The organism is Streptomyces sp. NPDC046870 (assembly GCF_040704595.1).
GTDB lineage: Bacteria > Actinomycetota > Actinomycetes > Streptomycetales > Streptomycetaceae > Streptomyces > Streptomyces argyrophylli.
In genome coordinates this window covers 50975-65288 of the sequence record NZ_JBEYXM010000001.1, presented here as the reverse complement: position 1 = coordinate 65288, position 14314 = coordinate 50975, and the positions used below count along the sequence as shown (strand labels likewise).

17 protein-coding genes are annotated in these 14314 nt (G+C 72.0%); 8 read left to right on the top strand and 9 right to left on the bottom strand.

What is annotated here, in order from left to right:
- Positions 1–174: 174 nt before the first annotated feature.
- Positions 175–660, bottom strand: coding sequence for a MarR family transcriptional regulator (locus AB0946_RS00315; protein WP_366758400.1), 486 nt, complete (start codon positions 658–660; stop codon positions 175–177).
- A 47-nt stretch (positions 661–707) separates the two neighbouring features.
- On the opposite strand from AB0946_RS00315, the gene AB0946_RS00310 reads away from it, so the two are divergent.
- Positions 708–1562, top strand: coding sequence for an alpha/beta fold hydrolase (locus AB0946_RS00310; RefSeq protein WP_366758399.1), 855 nt, complete (start codon positions 708–710; stop codon positions 1560–1562).
- A gap of 3 nt (positions 1563–1565) precedes the next feature.
- Here the strand turns inward: AB0946_RS00310 and AB0946_RS00305 are convergent, their stop codons facing one another.
- Both AB0946_RS00305 and AB0946_RS00300 read right to left on the bottom strand, forming a co-directional pair.
- A complete protein-coding gene (locus tag AB0946_RS00305; protein ID WP_366758398.1) occupies positions 1566–2297 on the bottom strand; it encodes a hypothetical protein in 732 nt (243 codons plus the stop codon).
- A 119-nt stretch (positions 2298–2416) separates the two neighbouring features.
- Complete coding sequence (locus tag AB0946_RS00300) at positions 2417–2788, bottom strand: arsenate reductase family protein (RefSeq protein ID WP_366758397.1); 372 nt, start codon at positions 2786–2788, stop codon at positions 2417–2419.
- 164 nt (positions 2789–2952) lie between these two features.
- Between AB0946_RS00300 and AB0946_RS00295 the strand changes: the two genes are divergently transcribed.
- Positions 2953–3267, top strand: coding sequence for a hypothetical protein (locus tag AB0946_RS00295; RefSeq protein ID WP_059263820.1), 315 nt, complete (start codon positions 2953–2955; stop codon positions 3265–3267).
- Positions 3268–3320: 53 nt separating this feature from the next.
- Here the strand turns inward: AB0946_RS00295 and AB0946_RS00290 are convergent, their stop codons facing one another.
- Positions 3321–4523 (bottom strand): winged helix DNA-binding domain-containing protein, encoded by a 1203-nt coding sequence (locus AB0946_RS00290; protein ID WP_366758396.1) that lies wholly within the window; start codon positions 4521–4523, stop codon positions 3321–3323.
- A 183-nt stretch (positions 4524–4706) separates the two neighbouring features.
- On the opposite strand from AB0946_RS00290, the gene AB0946_RS00285 reads away from it, so the two are divergent.
- Positions 4707–4988, top strand: a complete 282-nt coding sequence (locus AB0946_RS00285; protein WP_366758395.1) for a hypothetical protein — start codon at positions 4707–4709, stop codon at positions 4986–4988.
- Positions 4989–5007: 19 nt separating this feature from the next.
- On the opposite strand, the gene AB0946_RS00280 is transcribed toward AB0946_RS00285, so the two are convergent.
- The 3 genes from AB0946_RS00280 to AB0946_RS00270 all read right to left on the bottom strand — a co-directional run bounded on the left by AB0946_RS00280 (position 5008) and on the right by AB0946_RS00270 (position 6870).
- Positions 5008–5592, bottom strand: coding sequence for a hypothetical protein (locus AB0946_RS00280; protein ID WP_366758394.1), 585 nt, complete (start codon positions 5590–5592; stop codon positions 5008–5010).
- Positions 5593–5595: 3 nt separating this feature from the next.
- Positions 5596–6516 (bottom strand): zinc metalloprotease HtpX, encoded by a 921-nt coding sequence (htpX, locus tag AB0946_RS00275; RefSeq protein WP_366758393.1) that lies wholly within the window; start codon positions 6514–6516, stop codon positions 5596–5598.
- A gap of 99 nt (positions 6517–6615) precedes the next feature.
- A complete protein-coding gene (locus AB0946_RS00270) occupies positions 6616–6870 on the bottom strand; it encodes a hypothetical protein (RefSeq protein WP_366758392.1) in 255 nt (84 codons plus the stop codon).
- Between the two features lie 223 nt (positions 6871–7093).
- Here AB0946_RS00270 and AB0946_RS00265 point away from each other — a divergent pair, with 223 nt between their 5' ends.
- Complete coding sequence (locus AB0946_RS00265; RefSeq protein ID WP_366758391.1) at positions 7094–7294, top strand: hypothetical protein; 201 nt, start codon at positions 7094–7096, stop codon at positions 7292–7294.
- Positions 7295–7414: 120 nt separating this feature from the next.
- On the opposite strand, the gene glnA is transcribed toward AB0946_RS00265, so the two are convergent.
- The gene (glnA, locus tag AB0946_RS00260; RefSeq protein ID WP_171156973.1) at positions 7415–8824 is read right to left on the bottom strand and encodes a type I glutamate--ammonia ligase; all 1410 of its coding nucleotides are present in this window, start codon (positions 8822–8824) and stop codon (positions 7415–7417) included.
- A gap of 210 nt (positions 8825–9034) precedes the next feature.
- On the opposite strand from glnA, the gene AB0946_RS00255 reads away from it, so the two are divergent.
- The gene (locus AB0946_RS00255; RefSeq protein ID WP_366758390.1) at positions 9035–9505 is read left to right on the top strand and encodes an RDD family protein; all 471 of its coding nucleotides are present in this window, start codon (positions 9035–9037) and stop codon (positions 9503–9505) included.
- A gap of 157 nt (positions 9506–9662) precedes the next feature.
- On the opposite strand, the gene AB0946_RS00250 is transcribed toward AB0946_RS00255, so the two are convergent.
- The gene (locus AB0946_RS00250; RefSeq protein ID WP_366758389.1) at positions 9663–11309 is read right to left on the bottom strand and encodes an FAD-dependent monooxygenase; all 1647 of its coding nucleotides are present in this window, start codon (positions 11307–11309) and stop codon (positions 9663–9665) included.
- 199 nt (positions 11310–11508) lie between these two features.
- Here AB0946_RS00250 and AB0946_RS00245 point away from each other — a divergent pair, with 199 nt between their 5' ends.
- From AB0946_RS00245 to AB0946_RS00235, 3 genes are read left to right on the top strand one after another with little or no spacing between them, the layout of a single operon-like run.
- Entirely contained in the window at positions 11509–12579 is a 1071-nt protein-coding gene (locus AB0946_RS00245) for a SchA/CurD-like domain-containing protein (protein WP_366758388.1), read from the top strand.
- Between the two features lie 34 nt (positions 12580–12613).
- Positions 12614–13051 carry a cupin domain-containing protein gene (locus AB0946_RS00240; RefSeq protein ID WP_366758387.1) on the top strand — a complete coding sequence of 146 codons (438 nt, stop codon included), beginning with the start codon at positions 12614–12616 and terminating at the stop codon, positions 13049–13051.
- Positions 13048–14307 carry a beta-ketoacyl-[acyl-carrier-protein] synthase family protein gene (locus tag AB0946_RS00235; protein WP_366758386.1) on the top strand — a complete coding sequence of 420 codons (1260 nt, stop codon included), beginning with the start codon at positions 13048–13050 and terminating at the stop codon, positions 14305–14307. The genes AB0946_RS00240 and AB0946_RS00235 overlap by 4 nt, the downstream gene beginning before the upstream one ends.
- Positions 14308–14314 lie beyond the last annotated feature (7 nt).

Below are 14314 nucleotides of genomic sequence, written 5' to 3'. Positions count from 1 at the left end.
TCGGGTGCACGCGCGGGTACTGCGGCGCTGCGGCACCGGTGCGCCGCTCGATCTGCCGGGCAGCCTGTCAACAGGCCGTTTCCCGTCCATTGCTCGACTGTGAACCCCGTGTTACCTGGTCTTTCCCTGTCCGGGCTCACCTGGTGAGACCGCGCCGGGTGAGGTACCGGCCGCTCACCGCCCGCCGGCGGCGGCCTCCCGTACGCCGGTGAGGAAGTCCCGGATCGCCGCGAGCTGGTGGTCGTCACAGCCGCGCAGCAGCTCCACCGACCGCTCGATCAGCGGTCCGAAGAAGGCCTGGCCGAGCTCCACCGCCCGGTCCTCCACCTCGATCACCACCCTGCGCCGGTCCCGCTCGCCGCGCACCCGGCGCACCAGCCCGGCCCCCTCCAGCCGGTCGACGAGCGCGGTCGTGCCCGCCGAGTTGAGCCCGAGCACGCCACCGAGCCGTCCGGCGCTCATCTCCTCGCCCGCGCGGCGCGCGTCCATGAACGCGATCAGGGCGCGCACGTCCGTGGGGTGCATGCCGTTGCGCTGCGCGAACCGGGTGCTGTGCAGGCCGAGTTCGACGGTGGTGGCGCGCAGCAGGTGGACGATCTCCAGCTCGGGCCCCGGGGCGGGGCCGGACGGGGTGGACACGGGGGGCCTCCCGGCTATCATCTCGCTCGGCGAATATCTTGCTGAGCGAGATGATAAGGGGAGGCGCCATGGCCGGACACGACCGGGAGGCGTACCGGGTTGCGTACGACAAGGTGATGGCGAAGTGGCCCGCCGACCGCGAGGCACTGACGGTCGCCACGCCCTTCGGCGAGGCCCACGTCACCGTCTGCGGCCCGCGTGACGCGCCGCCGCTGCTCCTGCTGCCGGGCGGTGGCGGAGCGACCTCCGCCTCCTGGTACGCGCAGGCCGCCGGCCTCGCCCGGATCCGCCGGGTGCACGCCGTGGACCTGCCGGGCGCGCCCGGCCTGAGCCGGGCCGGCGACCGCCACCCCCGTACGGTCGCCGACCTGGCCGACTGGCTGGACGCCGTCCTGGACGGCCTCGGTGTCACCTCGGCCGACCTCGGCGGCCACTCCTACGGCGGCTGGATCGCCCTGCACCACGCGCTGCGCGCGCCGGCCCGGGTGCGCCGTCTGTTCCTCCTGGACCCGACCCAGTGCTTCGCCGGGTTCAAGACGGCGTACCTGCTGCACGCGCTGCCGATGCTGCTGCGGCCCGCACCCCGCCGGATCCGCGCCTTCCTGGAGTGGGAGACCGGGGGAGCGGTGCTCGACCCCGACTGGCTGGCCCTCCAGGAGGCCGCCGCGGGTTTCCCGGCCGTGAAGCCGGTGACCGGCCCCCGCCCGGCGCCGGACGCGCTGCGCGCCCTGCGGGTGCCGGTCCTGCTGCTCGTGGCCGCGAACAGCAGGACCCATGACCCTCACGAGGTGGTGGCGCGGGCCGGTGCGCTGCTGCCGCACGCGGAGACGGCCGTACTGCCGGACGTCTCGCACCACGCGCTGCCGCAGGCGGCACCGCCGGCCCTGGTCCGCCACCTCACCGGTTTCCTGTCGGCTCCCTGAGCCTCACCCCACCTTCTCGATCACCGCGCGCCGGATGAGGAACTTGCCCGGTTCCCGGACCTGTTCGAAGGCGGCGTTGTTGAGCAGGACGCAACTGCCGGAGACGGACGTCACCTTGACCGTGGTGGACTTGTTGTTGTCCAGGTTGGTGACCTTCAGGGTCGTCCCCGCGGGGAACTGGTTGCTGGACGCGGCCGGGGCGCCGCCCTCGCCGGAGAGCGTCACGGTGGAGCCCTTGCACACCTGCTGGCCGGCGCCCTGCTGCGCACCCCCCGCCTGCTGGCCGGCACCCTGCTGGGCGCCCCCCGCCTGCTGGCCGGCACCCTGCTGGGCGCCCCCGGCCTGCTGGCCCGCGCCCTGCTGGCCCGCGGCCTGCCCGGTGTCGCCGCCCTGCGCCGCCTGGGAGCCCTGAGCCGACTCCCCAACGGTGCAACCGGACGCCTTCTGCTGGACCTTGATCTGCTCGATGACCGCCTGCCGGTTGGCGATCCGGGCCGCCGACTGCGCGTCAGGTTTCGCCTTCTGGTCCGCGATGAACCTCTCGTTGTTGCCGAGGGCCGTGGCCAGCCCCTGGCAGACGGTCGAGTCCCCGGCGGACAGCGTCCTGGCGTCCTGCGGGCTCTGCGCGGCGTTGGAGGTGGTCGCCAGGGCGAAGGCCCCGCCGCCCGCCACCGCCGCGGCGCCGACGAGCAGCGCGAGCTTCTTCTTCGTGCCGAGAGTTCTCCTGCGCGACATGCGCGCCTCCTGAAGAGGTAGGGGAGCGTACGCCGCTATGTACGAGATACCGAACGTGGTTACTCAGCGGTTACAGGAGTCGGTGAAGTGACCTGCGTCACGCCGTGGTTGACCTGTCCTCAGCTCCTGCCGCTGTGCGAGATGGCCTCCCGCACGGCCTCCTCGCTGCGGGCCACCAGTGCCGTACCGTCGTCCGCGGTGATGATCGGGCGCTGGATCAGCTTCGGGTGCTCGCTGAGCGCGGCGATCCAGCGGTCCCGCGCGCCCGCGTCCCGCGGCCACTCCTTCAGCCCCAGCTCCTTGGCGGCCGGCTCCTGGGTGCGGGTGATGTCCCACGGTTCGAGGTGCAGCCGGTCCAGTACGGCCCTGATCTCGTCGGCGCTGGGCACGTCCTCCAGGTAACGGCGGACGGTGTACTCGGCCCCCTCGGCGTCCAGCAGACTGATCGCGCTGCGGCACTTGGAACAGGCGGGATTGATCCAGATCTCCATGCCGCACACGGTACGCGAAAACCGTTCGGCACCCCCGTCACTGGAGCCCCGAAAGCCCTTGTGGCCAGGGGCTTTTGTCAGTGGTGGCCCGTAGAATAGAAGCAGTGTTCGAGGGTGCGCGCCGGACCCCGGTGCGTCGCCCTGACCGCGACAGGAGGATGCCTGTGCCCGCTGCCGCCCTGAAGCCGAAGCCGTTGCCGACCCAGTCCACCGCCCAGCGTTCCGTGCTGTTCGACTCGCCCTACGAGCCCGTGGCGAAGCGACCGCTGCCGGCCGGACGGCCGCGCGAGTGGTACGTCACGCACAACCGGCGTCTGAAGGCCATGCGCCTCGCCATAGCCCTGCTCGACTCCGGCGTGTACCTGCCGGACCAGGCCCGGAACGAGACGATCCGCGGCACGGCCGAGCGGATCGGGATGCGCCCGCCGTCCGACACCACGTGCCACATGGTGCGGGCGCTGATGCGTTACTCGCGCTGAGCCGGCCGTGGTGCCGGGTGCCCCGCGTCACCGGCGCGGGGCACCCGGCACCCTCACGCCGACAGCTCGCCCCAGGGCGCCGTCAGTTCCCGCTCCAGCGGGGTCCGGAAGCGCGGGGTGATCCGGGTCTCGCCCAGCCAGCCGCGCAGCCGCTCCGCCTCCGCCGCGACCTCGGCCGCGGCCTCCCGGCGGACGCCCTCCTCGGGGATCCGCCAGACGATCCCGCCGTCCGCGCGCTGGGCCCAGCCGCCCACCACGCGGCCGTTCCACCACACCGTCGGACCCACGTTGCCGCTGCGGTCGAAGAGCAGGGGGCGCAGCGCCGGGTCCAGATACCAGTCGCGCTGCTGCCAGGCCATGGCCGTGGGGTCCAGGGCGGGCAGCAGCGCCGCCCACGGTGCGCCGGGGCCCGTCACCGGCTCCGCGTCCCCGGCGTCGACGTATCCCGTGCCCTCGTCGAGGGCGACCTCCTCGGCGCCGACCGCGGCCAGTGCCCGGCGGACCTCCCGGAGCGTCCAGCCCGTCCACCACTTCAGGTCCGCCTCGGTCGCCGGCCCGCATGCCCGCAGCCAGTGACGCAGCAGGTCCGCCTGGGCCGCGGCCGGTTCCAGCTCGGGGTGGGGCGGCGCGGGCGCCCAGCGGAACTGGCTCGACGTCCAGGAGCCGAGCGGGCGGCCCCTGACCACCTTGCCCTCCACGCCGAGCACGCGCAGCAGGCGGGTCGAGACCGTGTGGACGCCCTCGTAGCTCTTCCCGGCCGCGTGGACGAACCGCTCGCGCAGGCGCGGCTCGTCCGTGGCCAGCTCCGCCGCCGTCGCCTGGCCGCGCCGGGCCAGCGCGGCGAGCGTGGCCTCCTCGACCTCCGTCAGCCACGCCGCGTCCGGCGCGCCGGCCAGCGCCATGTCCCGCAGCAGGGACGCGCGCTCGCGGGCGGCCACCGTGAGGCCCGTCGAGGCGTGGACGACGGCCGTCAGGGCCGCCGGGAACACGAACACCGTGTGCCGCATGCCGTGCATCCGCACCAGCGTGCGGTCCTCGTACAGCGCCCGCTCCGTCTCCGGCACCGCCTTCGCGGGGTCGGTCAGCCGGGCGGCCACCGCCAGGTGCACGGTCGCCGGGTCCGAGCCGTGCAGGGCGACCAGGGAGGCCGCGACCTCCTCGGGTGTCACGGCCCGCGCCGCCCCGGCCAGCCGGTGCCGCACGGCCAGCCGGGCCCGCCGTTCCACCGCGTCGACGTACCGCCGTCCCTCCGCCATACCGGCCTCCCCTTCGGCACACCATCCGTTCCCGCCATGGTCGCCGGTGCCACTGACAATGCGCGCCGGCGCCGGTGGACACGGGCCCGCGCCCACCGGAAAACGAGATGCACGGACCGTCACGCTCTCCCTACGCTGAGCGAACGTGAGTGCATCCCCCGACCCAACCCCAGGAGGTCCGTCATGCGTGGCATTCTCGCGGCCGGGACCGTCGTCCTGGTGCTCCTCGGAACCGGCGACCACCTCTGGTGGCTCGCCGCCGTCGCCCTGCTGTACCTGTACGCGACGCACGGCCGCGGCTCGCCCGGCACCACCCCGCCGGCCGGCCCCGGCACCGGCGCCCCGCCCGACAGCTACCGGGCGTACCGGGACCGCCGGGACCGGCAGGCCAGGTGGGAGCGCCGCTACCGCCGTGAGCGGCCCTTCGAGGCCCGGCGGCAGGAGCGGGAGAAGAGCGGGAAGTGAGCGGGGGCGCCGCCGGCCGTCACAGGCCGGGGGCGCCCCACACCGGGAACCAGCGGCCGAGGTCCTGCTCGATCCGCAGGTCGTCGTCGAGCGTGGCCTTCAGCTGGAGTTCCAGCGCGGTGTCCCGCCGCTCGGCGGCGCCGGGCAGCGGGGCGAACGGGTAGAAGGTGCCGCGTTTGTAGAGGTAGACGAGTGCCAGCTTCCGGCCGGTGCCGTCGGCGAACCCGGCCAGCGAGCACAGCAGCTGCGGGCCGAAGCCGTTGACCTCCAGTGAACTGTTCACGGCGTGCAGATCGTTGACCAGTTCGGGCAGCTGGCCGGGGGAGCGCCGGGACACCAGCCAGGAGTAGCCGTAGCCGTCCCGGCGCAGTTCCACCGGCGGACCGGTGCGGTCGGTGTCCGCGTCCAGCAGCGCCTGCACCTCGCGGTGCATCTGCTCGAAGGCCGCGCCCTCCACCGTGGCGAAGCACACCGCCCCCTTGCCGGTCGGCGTGAAACCCGCCGCCGCCTCCAGCGTCACGGCCGCCGACGGCAGCGCGAAGAGCTGGTCGAGATCGGGCGCGACCGGTTTCGTACGGCCCAGCAGGATGTCCAGCAGCCCCACCGCTCAGCCCGCCTTCCCCGGGGTGGCGGCCTCGCCCAGCTCCGCCGAGATCCGGCTCAGCTGCTCCAGCCGCTGCTCCAGGGTCGGGTGCGTGGAGAAGTACCGCTCGATGCCGGGCTCCCGGCCGGTCGCCGGGGTGAAGTAGAACGCGTTGAACGCCTGCGCCGTGCGCAGGTCCTTGGTGGGGATCCGCGCCATCTCCCCGGAGACCTTGGTGAGCGCCGCCGCCAGCGCCGAGGGCCGGCCGGTCAGCTGCGCCGCGGCGCGGTCGGCCGCCAGCTCCCGGTACCGGGACAGCGACCGGATCAGCAGGAAGCTGATCGCGTACACGGCCACCGAGACACCCAGGACGGCGGCGAACACCGCGGCCGTGTTCTGGTCCCGGCGGCCCGCGCCGAACACCTGGGAGTAGAAGACGAGGCGCACGATCAGGCCCGCGAGCACCCCGAGGAACGACGCGACCGTGATCACGGCGACGTCCTTGTGCCGCACGTGCGAGAGCTCGTGCGCGAGCACGCCCTCCAGCTCCGCCGGCTCCAGCCGGCGCAGCAGCCCGGTGGTCACGCAGACGACCGCGTGCTCGGCGCTGCGCCCGGTCGCGAACGCGTTCGGCATGTCCATCTCGGACACGGCGACCACCGGCTTGGGCAGGTCCGCGATCGCGCACAGCCGGTCGACCACGGCGTGCAGGCCGGGGTACTCCTCCCGCTCCACGACCCGCCCGCGCATGGCGAACATCGCGATCCGGTCGGAGAACCAGAACTGCGCCACGAACAGCGCCCCGATCAGGACGGCGACCAGCACCCAGGACCTCAGCAGCACGATCAGTGCGGCGACGAAGCCCACGTACAGCAGCCCGAGCAGGAACAGCGTGAGACCCATGCGCACGGTCAGTCGCCGATCGCTCCGGAACCGGCTCCGCATCTTGCATCACCCCGAAAGTCAGGCACTCGTCCCGCTGTCCAGTGTGCACCTGCGGATGCCCATGAAGCGGTCCGGAACCCCTCTAGGCGGGGCAAAGGGTCAGTACGGGGAACGCATCTGCGCATAGCCCAGCAGCACGATGACCACCGCCACGCAGCCGAGGACCACGGCCGTCGAGACCCAGGAGGACCGGCGCGGGACCGGGTCCGGGTCGGCGCGGAACGGCGCCGGATTCGGGGGGTTCTCCTTCCAGCGGGCGGCGAGCATCCGGGCCCGGGCGGAGGGCTCCTTGTGCTCGGCGGAGTTCGCCCACCGGTGATCGAACTCGCGCTCCCAGTCGTCTTGTTCCGGCATCCCCGTTCAACCTCTCTCGTCCGACACGATCCGGAGGGATGATCCCCCGACTATAGGAAGTTTGAGAAGCGGGAAAGGTTGCACGGATCCCGCTCGGCGAGGTGCACGCGACCGATCTGATCCGATGACGCCGGGCCCCGCCGTGCCGTTGGTGATCGCGAAGCGGAGTGTTTGCGCGGGGGCAGGGAAGGGGTCAGAGCGGGAGGGAGGACAGGAGACGACCGTGACCGTCCTCGCGATCTTTCTACTCATCGTCGGTACGCTCTTGGTCCTGATCGGGGCGCTGCTGGTCCTTGTCGGGACGTTCCTGATCGCCATCGGGGCGGCCCTGATCCTGATCGGAGCGGCCCTGATCGTCGCGGGCGCGTTCCTGCTGATCCGGCGACTTCTCGGCTGTCATCGGACGCGGTCCCACTCCTGGTGAACGCGCGGCGCAGGGCCCGGAACAGGCCGTCGGCCGTGCCCTTCCCGAGGAGGGAAGAACACGGCCGACGGTCCACAGACGGCCCAGGGGCGCGGTTGCCCGCTCTGCCCTGGGGCGATATCACACGTCGAAGTAGAGCTCGAACTCGTGCGGGTGCGGGCGCAGCTGGAGCGGGGCGATCTCGTTCGTGCGCTTGAAGTCGATCCACGTCTCGATCAGGTCGGACGTGAACACGTCGCCCTGGAGGAGGAACTCGTGGTCGGCCTCCAGCGCGTCGAGGACGGCGTTCAGCGAGGTCGGGACCTGGGCGACGTTCGCGTGCTCCTCGGGAGCCAGCTCGTACAGGTCCTTGTCGATCGGCTCGGCCGGCTCGATCTTGTTCTTGATGCCGTCCAGGCCCGCGAGGAGCAGCGCCGAGAACGCCAGGTAGGGGTTGCCGGAGGAGTCGGGCGCGCGGAACTCGACGCGCTTGGCCTTCGGGTTGGAGCCCGTGATCGGGATACGCATCGCGGCGGAGCGGTTGCGCTGCGAGTACACCAGGTTGATCGGCGCCTCGAAGCCCGGCACCAGACGGTGGTAGGAGTTCACCGTCGGGTTGGTGAAGGCCAGCAGCGACGGGGCGTGCCGGAGGATGCCGCCGATGTAGTAGCGGGCGGTGTCCGACAGGCCCGCGTAGCCGGCCTCGTCGTAGAACAGCGGGTCGCCGTTGCTCCACAGCGACTGGTGCACGTGCATGCCCGAGCCGTTGTCACCGAAGATCGGCTTCGGCATGAAGGTCGCGGTCTTGCCGTTGCGCCAGGCGACGTTCTTCACGATGTACTTGAAGAGCTGAAGGTCGTCGGCGGCGGCGAGCAGGGTGTTGAACTTGTAGTTGATCTCCGCCTGGCCGGCCGTGCCCACCTCGTGGTGCTGACGCTCGACCTTCAGGCCGGACCGCTCCAGCTCCAGGGAGATCTCGGCGCGCAGGTCGGCGAAGTGGTCGACCGGGGCCACCGGGAAGTAGCCGCCCTTGTAGCGGACCTTGTACCCGCGGTTGTTCTCGACGGCGCCGGTGTTCCAGGCGCCCGCCTCGGAGTCGATGTGGTAGAAGGACTCGTTCGCGGAGGTGGCGAAACGGACGCTGTCGAAGACGTAGAACTCGGCCTCGGGGCCGAAGTACGCGGTGTCCGCGATCCCGGTCGACGCCAGGTACGCCTCCGCCTTCTTCGCCACGTTGCGCGGGTCACGGGAGTACTGCTCGCCCGTGATCGGGTCGTGGATGAAGAAGTTGATGTTGAGGGTCTTGTCGCGGCGGAACGGGTCCACACGCGCGGTGGACAGGTCGGCACGCAGAGCCATGTCGGACTCGTGGATGGCCTGGAAACCACGGATCGACGATCCGTCGAAGGCCAGCTCCTCGTCCGGGTCGAACGCCTCAACGGGCACCGTGAAGTGCTGCATGACGCCCGGCAGGTCGCAGAAGCGGACGTCGACGAACTTGACGTCCTCGTCCGCGATGAACTTCTTGGCCTCGTCGGCGTTCTGGAACATCCAGCTCCTCCTACTCCCGACCGTCCTCGCCGGGGTGGTAGATCGTTCGTGCGGCCAGTGCGGTGGCACACGCTGGCCTCGACCCTAGGGACGGGTGATTTCTCGGGCGTGACCCATTTGTTTCGCAGAAGTTAACCGGTCACGTGTCCACCGTAGCCCTGACACACCCCTGTGCGTAGTGCCCGAAACCGGGCACAGTACCGTGGAGGCGTGGACAACAGGCAGGCAATCGGATCGTGGCTCTCCGGGCCGCGCGCGGCGCTGGAAGAGGCGGGCGCCGACTTCGGGTACCGGGGCGAACAGCTCGGCCTCCCGGAGCACGGGCCGAACTCGATCGCACGGCCCGGACGGCGCCTCGGCGCACTCGCCGTGGACTGGGCGCTGTGCGTCCTGATCGCATACGGCCTGATCACCGACGGCTATCGCGCCCCCGCAACCAGCAACTGGGCGCTCGCCGTCTTCTTCGTCCTGAGCGTCCTGACCGTCGGCACGGTCGGCTTCACCCCCGGCAAGCGGCTCTTCGGCATCCGGGTCGTGGCCCTGCGGACGGGCACGGTCAACCCCGGGCGCGCCGTGCTGCGCACCGTCCTGCTGTGCCTCGCCATCCCCGCCCTGATCTGGGACCGCGACGGCCGCGGCCTGCACGACCGGATCGCGCAGACGGTCGAGGTACGGATCTGACGGACCGCCCCCGCCGAGGACACGGCCCGCCCGTCGCCGGTCGCGTCAGCGGGGCCGAGCCGCACGGGGCCACGGCCCCGCCCCAGGGCGCCACGACGCCGGGCCCCCGCGCCGGCGCCCGGCGCCGGGCGCGGCAGCCACTCTCCCCGTACCGGCGTCACCTCCTTCGCAGCACCGCCGCCAGTACCGACCGCAGCTCCGTCTCCGGGTCGGTCGCGGCGCTCGTCGCGCGCCAGGCGACGAAGCCGTCCGGGCGTACCAGCACCGCCCCGTCCGCCGTCGTGCCGTGCAGCGAGGCCCAGTCGGTGCCGTCCCCGTCGTAGGTGAGGCCGGCGTCCGCGCCCGTACCGATCCGGTACGCCTCCAGCCGTACGCCGTCCGTGCGGGCGATCTTCCGGGCGGCGGCGTGCCAGGCCCCGCCCGCGGCCGAGCCGGCGTCGCAGAGCAGCACCAGTGAGCGCTCGTAGAGGTCGATCGTGGAGAGCCGGTCGCCCGCGCGGCGCAGCCACAGGTGCGGCGCCCGGCTGCCCGGGTCCGCGGTCAGCCGCACCCCGTCGGGTACGACCGGCTGGGCGGGGTCGGCGCCGATGACGGCCCCCTCCAGATAGCGGTAGGCGAGGACGACGGGGAGGATGCCGCTGCGCGGGCCGCCGCCGACGCCGGGCGTGGGCGCGAAGCCCGGGTGGCTGTGCTCCACCGAGCGGGCGGAGGCGCGGGCGCTGGTCGCCAGCGCGACGGGCCGGCGCTCGGTGTCGTAGGTCTCCAGCAGGCCGGGCCCGGCCCAGCCGTCGAGGACGGCGGAGAGTTTCCAGGCCAGGTTGTGGGCGTCCTGGATGCCGGTGTTGGAGCCGAAGGCGCCGGTCGGGGACATCTCGTGGGCGGAGTCGCCGGCCAGCAGCACCCGGCCGGCCGTGTACCGCTCGGCGACGCGTTCGGCGGCACGCCAGGACGCCTTTCCGGTGATCTCGACGTCCAGGTCGGGGACGCCGACGGCCAGCCGGATGTGCCGCTGGAGCCGCTCCTCGGTGAACTCCTCCAGCGTCTCGCCCTGCTCCGGGTGCCAGGGCGCGTGGAAGACCCAGTGCTCCTTGTTGTCGACCGGCAGCAGGGCGCCGTCGGCCTCCGGATTGGTGAGGTAGCAGCAGATGAAGTGCCGGTCGCCGACCGTCTCGGCGAGCAGCTTGGACCGGAAGGTGACGCTGACGTTGGCGAAGAGGTCGCCGGGGCCGGTCTGCCCGATGCCGAGCCGGCGCCGTACGGGGCTGCGCGGGCCGTCGCACGCGACCAGGTAGTCCGCGCGGACCGTGTACAGCTCGTCGCTGTCCCGGTCCCGGACGAACGCCGTCACTCCTTCGGGGTCCTGTTCGAAGCCCTCCAGCTCGTGGAAGTACCGCAGGTCCCCGCCGAGCGCGCGGGCCCCCTTCAGCAGCACCGGCTCCAGGTCGTTCTGGCTGCACAGGCACCAGGCCGTGGGGCTGAACTTCGCCAGCCCGCCACCGGGGTCGATGTGCTTGAACAGCCATTCGCCTGCGTCGCCGACCAGGGTCGGTGTCTGCAGGATGCCGTGGTTGGCCGCGAGCAGCGAGGCCGCCGCCTTGATGTCCGGCTCGATGCCGGCGACCCGGTACAGCTCCATCGTCCGCAGGTTGTTGCCGCGGCCACGCGGGTGGATCGAGGTCCCGGAGTGCCGCTCGACGAGCATGTGGGGTACGCCGAGACGGCCCAGGAACAGGGAGAGGGACAGGCCCACCAGCGAACCGCCCACGACGAGGACGGGCACCTGGTGATCGGCTTTGTGCTGCATCAAGGCTCCAGAGGCAGGGGTCGGGATGTGAGGCGCTGCTGTTTTCTGTGCCCTCTGGGACGGCTTTCGCGTGCTCAATCACCCACGTGGTTCACGCGAGTCGCGCGTTGTGCGGGAAGCGGCACAGGATCAAGAAGCGCTGACGTCGCGTCATCGGCGGCCGGCGTTCGCCTCTGCCCCCGTGAAGGAGATGCGCAGCATGACCACCTTGTCGGAAAAGATGTCGGACCAGTCGACGCGTGAGGTGTCGACGAGGGTCTCCCAGTCCGTGTTCGACGGCTCCCGTCTCCGGGTCGTCCTGCTCGTGGACGTCCACGACGGCGCCCAGCAGCAGTTCCTGGAGGCCTACGAGCAGCTGTGCAACCAGGTGGCGCAGGTGCCCGGCCACGTCAGCGACCAGCTGTGCCAGTCGATCGAGAACCCCTCCCAATGGCTCATCACCAGCGAGTGGGAGAGCGCCCCGCCGTTCCTCACCTGGGTGAACAGCGAGGAGCACGTGCGGATGGTGGAACCGCTGCACAGCTGCGTCCGGGACACCCGGTCGCTGCGGTTCCACATCGTCCGCGAGACCGGCGGCGAGCCGGCCGGGGCCGCGTCACGGCGCCGGCTCCAGGCCTCCCCGCGGATCGGGGACGGCGTGATCCGGCACGCGCTGACCTTCACGGTCAGGCCGGGCAGCGAGGAGAAGGTTGCGAAGATCCTCGCGGACTACGCCTCGCCCCAGGCGCGGGTCGACGAGACCACCCGGCTGTGCCGCACCTCCCTGTTCATGCACGGCAACCGGGTCGTGCGGGCCATCGAGGTGCGCGGCGACCTGCTCGCGGCGCTGCGGCACGTCGCCCGGCAGCCCGAGGTGCGGGCCGTCGAGGAGGCCATCAACCCCTACCTGGAGCAGGAGCGGGACCTGAACGACCAGGAGTCCGCGCGGGTGTTCTTCACCCGGGCGGCGCTGCCGGCCGTGCACCACGTCACCGCGGACGAGTTCGCCGAGGGCGCGCGGCAGGCGCTGTACTACCCGGCCCGGCCGGACTGCGGGATGCGGCTGGCGGAGCTGCTCGCCCAGCAGGACGAGGCGGCGGCGGAGAGCCCGGACAGCCCGGTGCTGCGCAGCACGATCTTCCAGCGCGACGACGTCGTCGTCCGGCTGGTCGACGTACGCCCCGGCGCCCCGCTGCCGGAGCCCGGTCGTCAGGCCGAGCTGAGCGCCCTGCTGGACGGCGAGCCCGTCGGCATGGACCTCGTCACCGACCGCCGCTCGCCGGACGCCTGAGCCCGGCGGACCAGCACACCAACGGAGGAACGTCGTGATCAAACACCTTCCGAAGATCGTGGACCTCAGCGAGATCGAGCCCAACACCCGGCGCGGCGGCGATCTGCGCGCCATGCTCACCCCGGCCACGGTGGGCTCCACCAGCGGTTTCATGGGCGTGGCCATCGTGCAGCCCGGCGACCGCATCGGCGAGCACTACCACCCCTACTCCGAGGAGTTCGTGTACGTCCTGTGCGGACAGCTGGAGGTGGACCTGGACGGTGAGCCGCACCCGCTGCGGCCCGAGCAGGGGCTGATGATCCCCATGAACATGCGGCACCGCTTCCGCAACGTCGGCAACGTGGAGGCGCGGATCGTCTTCCACCTGGGCCCGCTGGCCCCCCGGCCGGCCCTCGGCCACGTCGACACCGAGGAGACGGAGGCCGTCGCCGTCGCCGCCGATCCGGCCGACCGGGCGCGGGTCGGCTCATGAACCGGCGCGTGGCGGTCACCGGCATAGGCGTCGTCGCCCCGGGAGGGATCGGCGTACCGGCGTTCTGGGATCTCCTCGCCGACGGCCGTACCGCGACGCGGGGCATCACGTTCTTCGACCCGACCGGGCTGCGGTCCCGGATCGCCGCCGAGTGCGACTTCGACCCCACCGCGTACGGCCTGGACGCCGGACAGGTCGAACGGGCGGACCGGTACATACAGTTCGCCCTGGTCGCCGGCGAGGAGGCGGTCCGCGACTCCGGTCTCGACCTCGGTCAGGAGGACCCCTGGCGGGTCGGTGTCTCCGTGGGAACCGCCGTCGGCGGCACCACCCGGCTGGAGCACGACTACGTCCTGGTCAGCCATCGCGGGCAGCGCTGGGACGTCGACCACACCGAGGCGGAGCCGCAGCTGCACCGGGCGTTCTCGCCGAGCACCGTGGCCTCCGCGGTGGCGGAACGTTTCGGCGCCCAGGGTCCCGTGCAGACCGTGTCCACCGGATGCACCTCGGGACTCGACGCGGTCGGGTACGCCTTCCACACCGTCCAGGAGGGCCGCGCCGACATATGCATCGCGGGAGCCTCGGACTCTCCGATCTCCCCGATCACCATGGCCTGCTTCGACGCGATCAAGGCCACCTCACCGAACAACGACGACCCCGCGCACGCCTCCCGCCCCTTCGACAACAACCGTGACGGCTTCGTCATGGGCGAGGGCGGCGCGGTGCTCGTCCTGGAGGAACTGGAGCACGCCCGGGCCCGCGGTGCCCACGTGTACTGCGAGTTCGGCGGCTACGCCACCTTCGGCAACGCCTACCACATGACCGGTCTGACCAAGGAGGGCCTGGAGATGGCGCGGGCCATCGACACCGCCCTGGACCAGGCGCGTCTCGACCCCACGGCGATCGACTACGTCAACGCGCACGGCTCCGGCACCCGGCAGAACGACCGCCACGAGACGGCGGCCGTGAAGCGGGCACTGGGCCACCACGCCTACGACACCCCGATGAGCTCCATCAAATCCATGGTGGGGCACTCCCTCGGGGCGATCGGCGCCATCGAACTCGTCGCGTGCGTCCTGGCCCTCGCCAAGCAGGTCGTCCCGCCGACCGCGAACTACGAGATCCCCGACCCCGAGTGCGACCTGGACTACGTCCCGCGCGTCGCCCGCGAACGGAAGCTGAACAGCGTGCTCTCCGTGGGCAGCGGGTTCGGGGGATTCCAGTCCGCGGTGATCCTGACCCGGCCGAGGGAGTGAGGACACG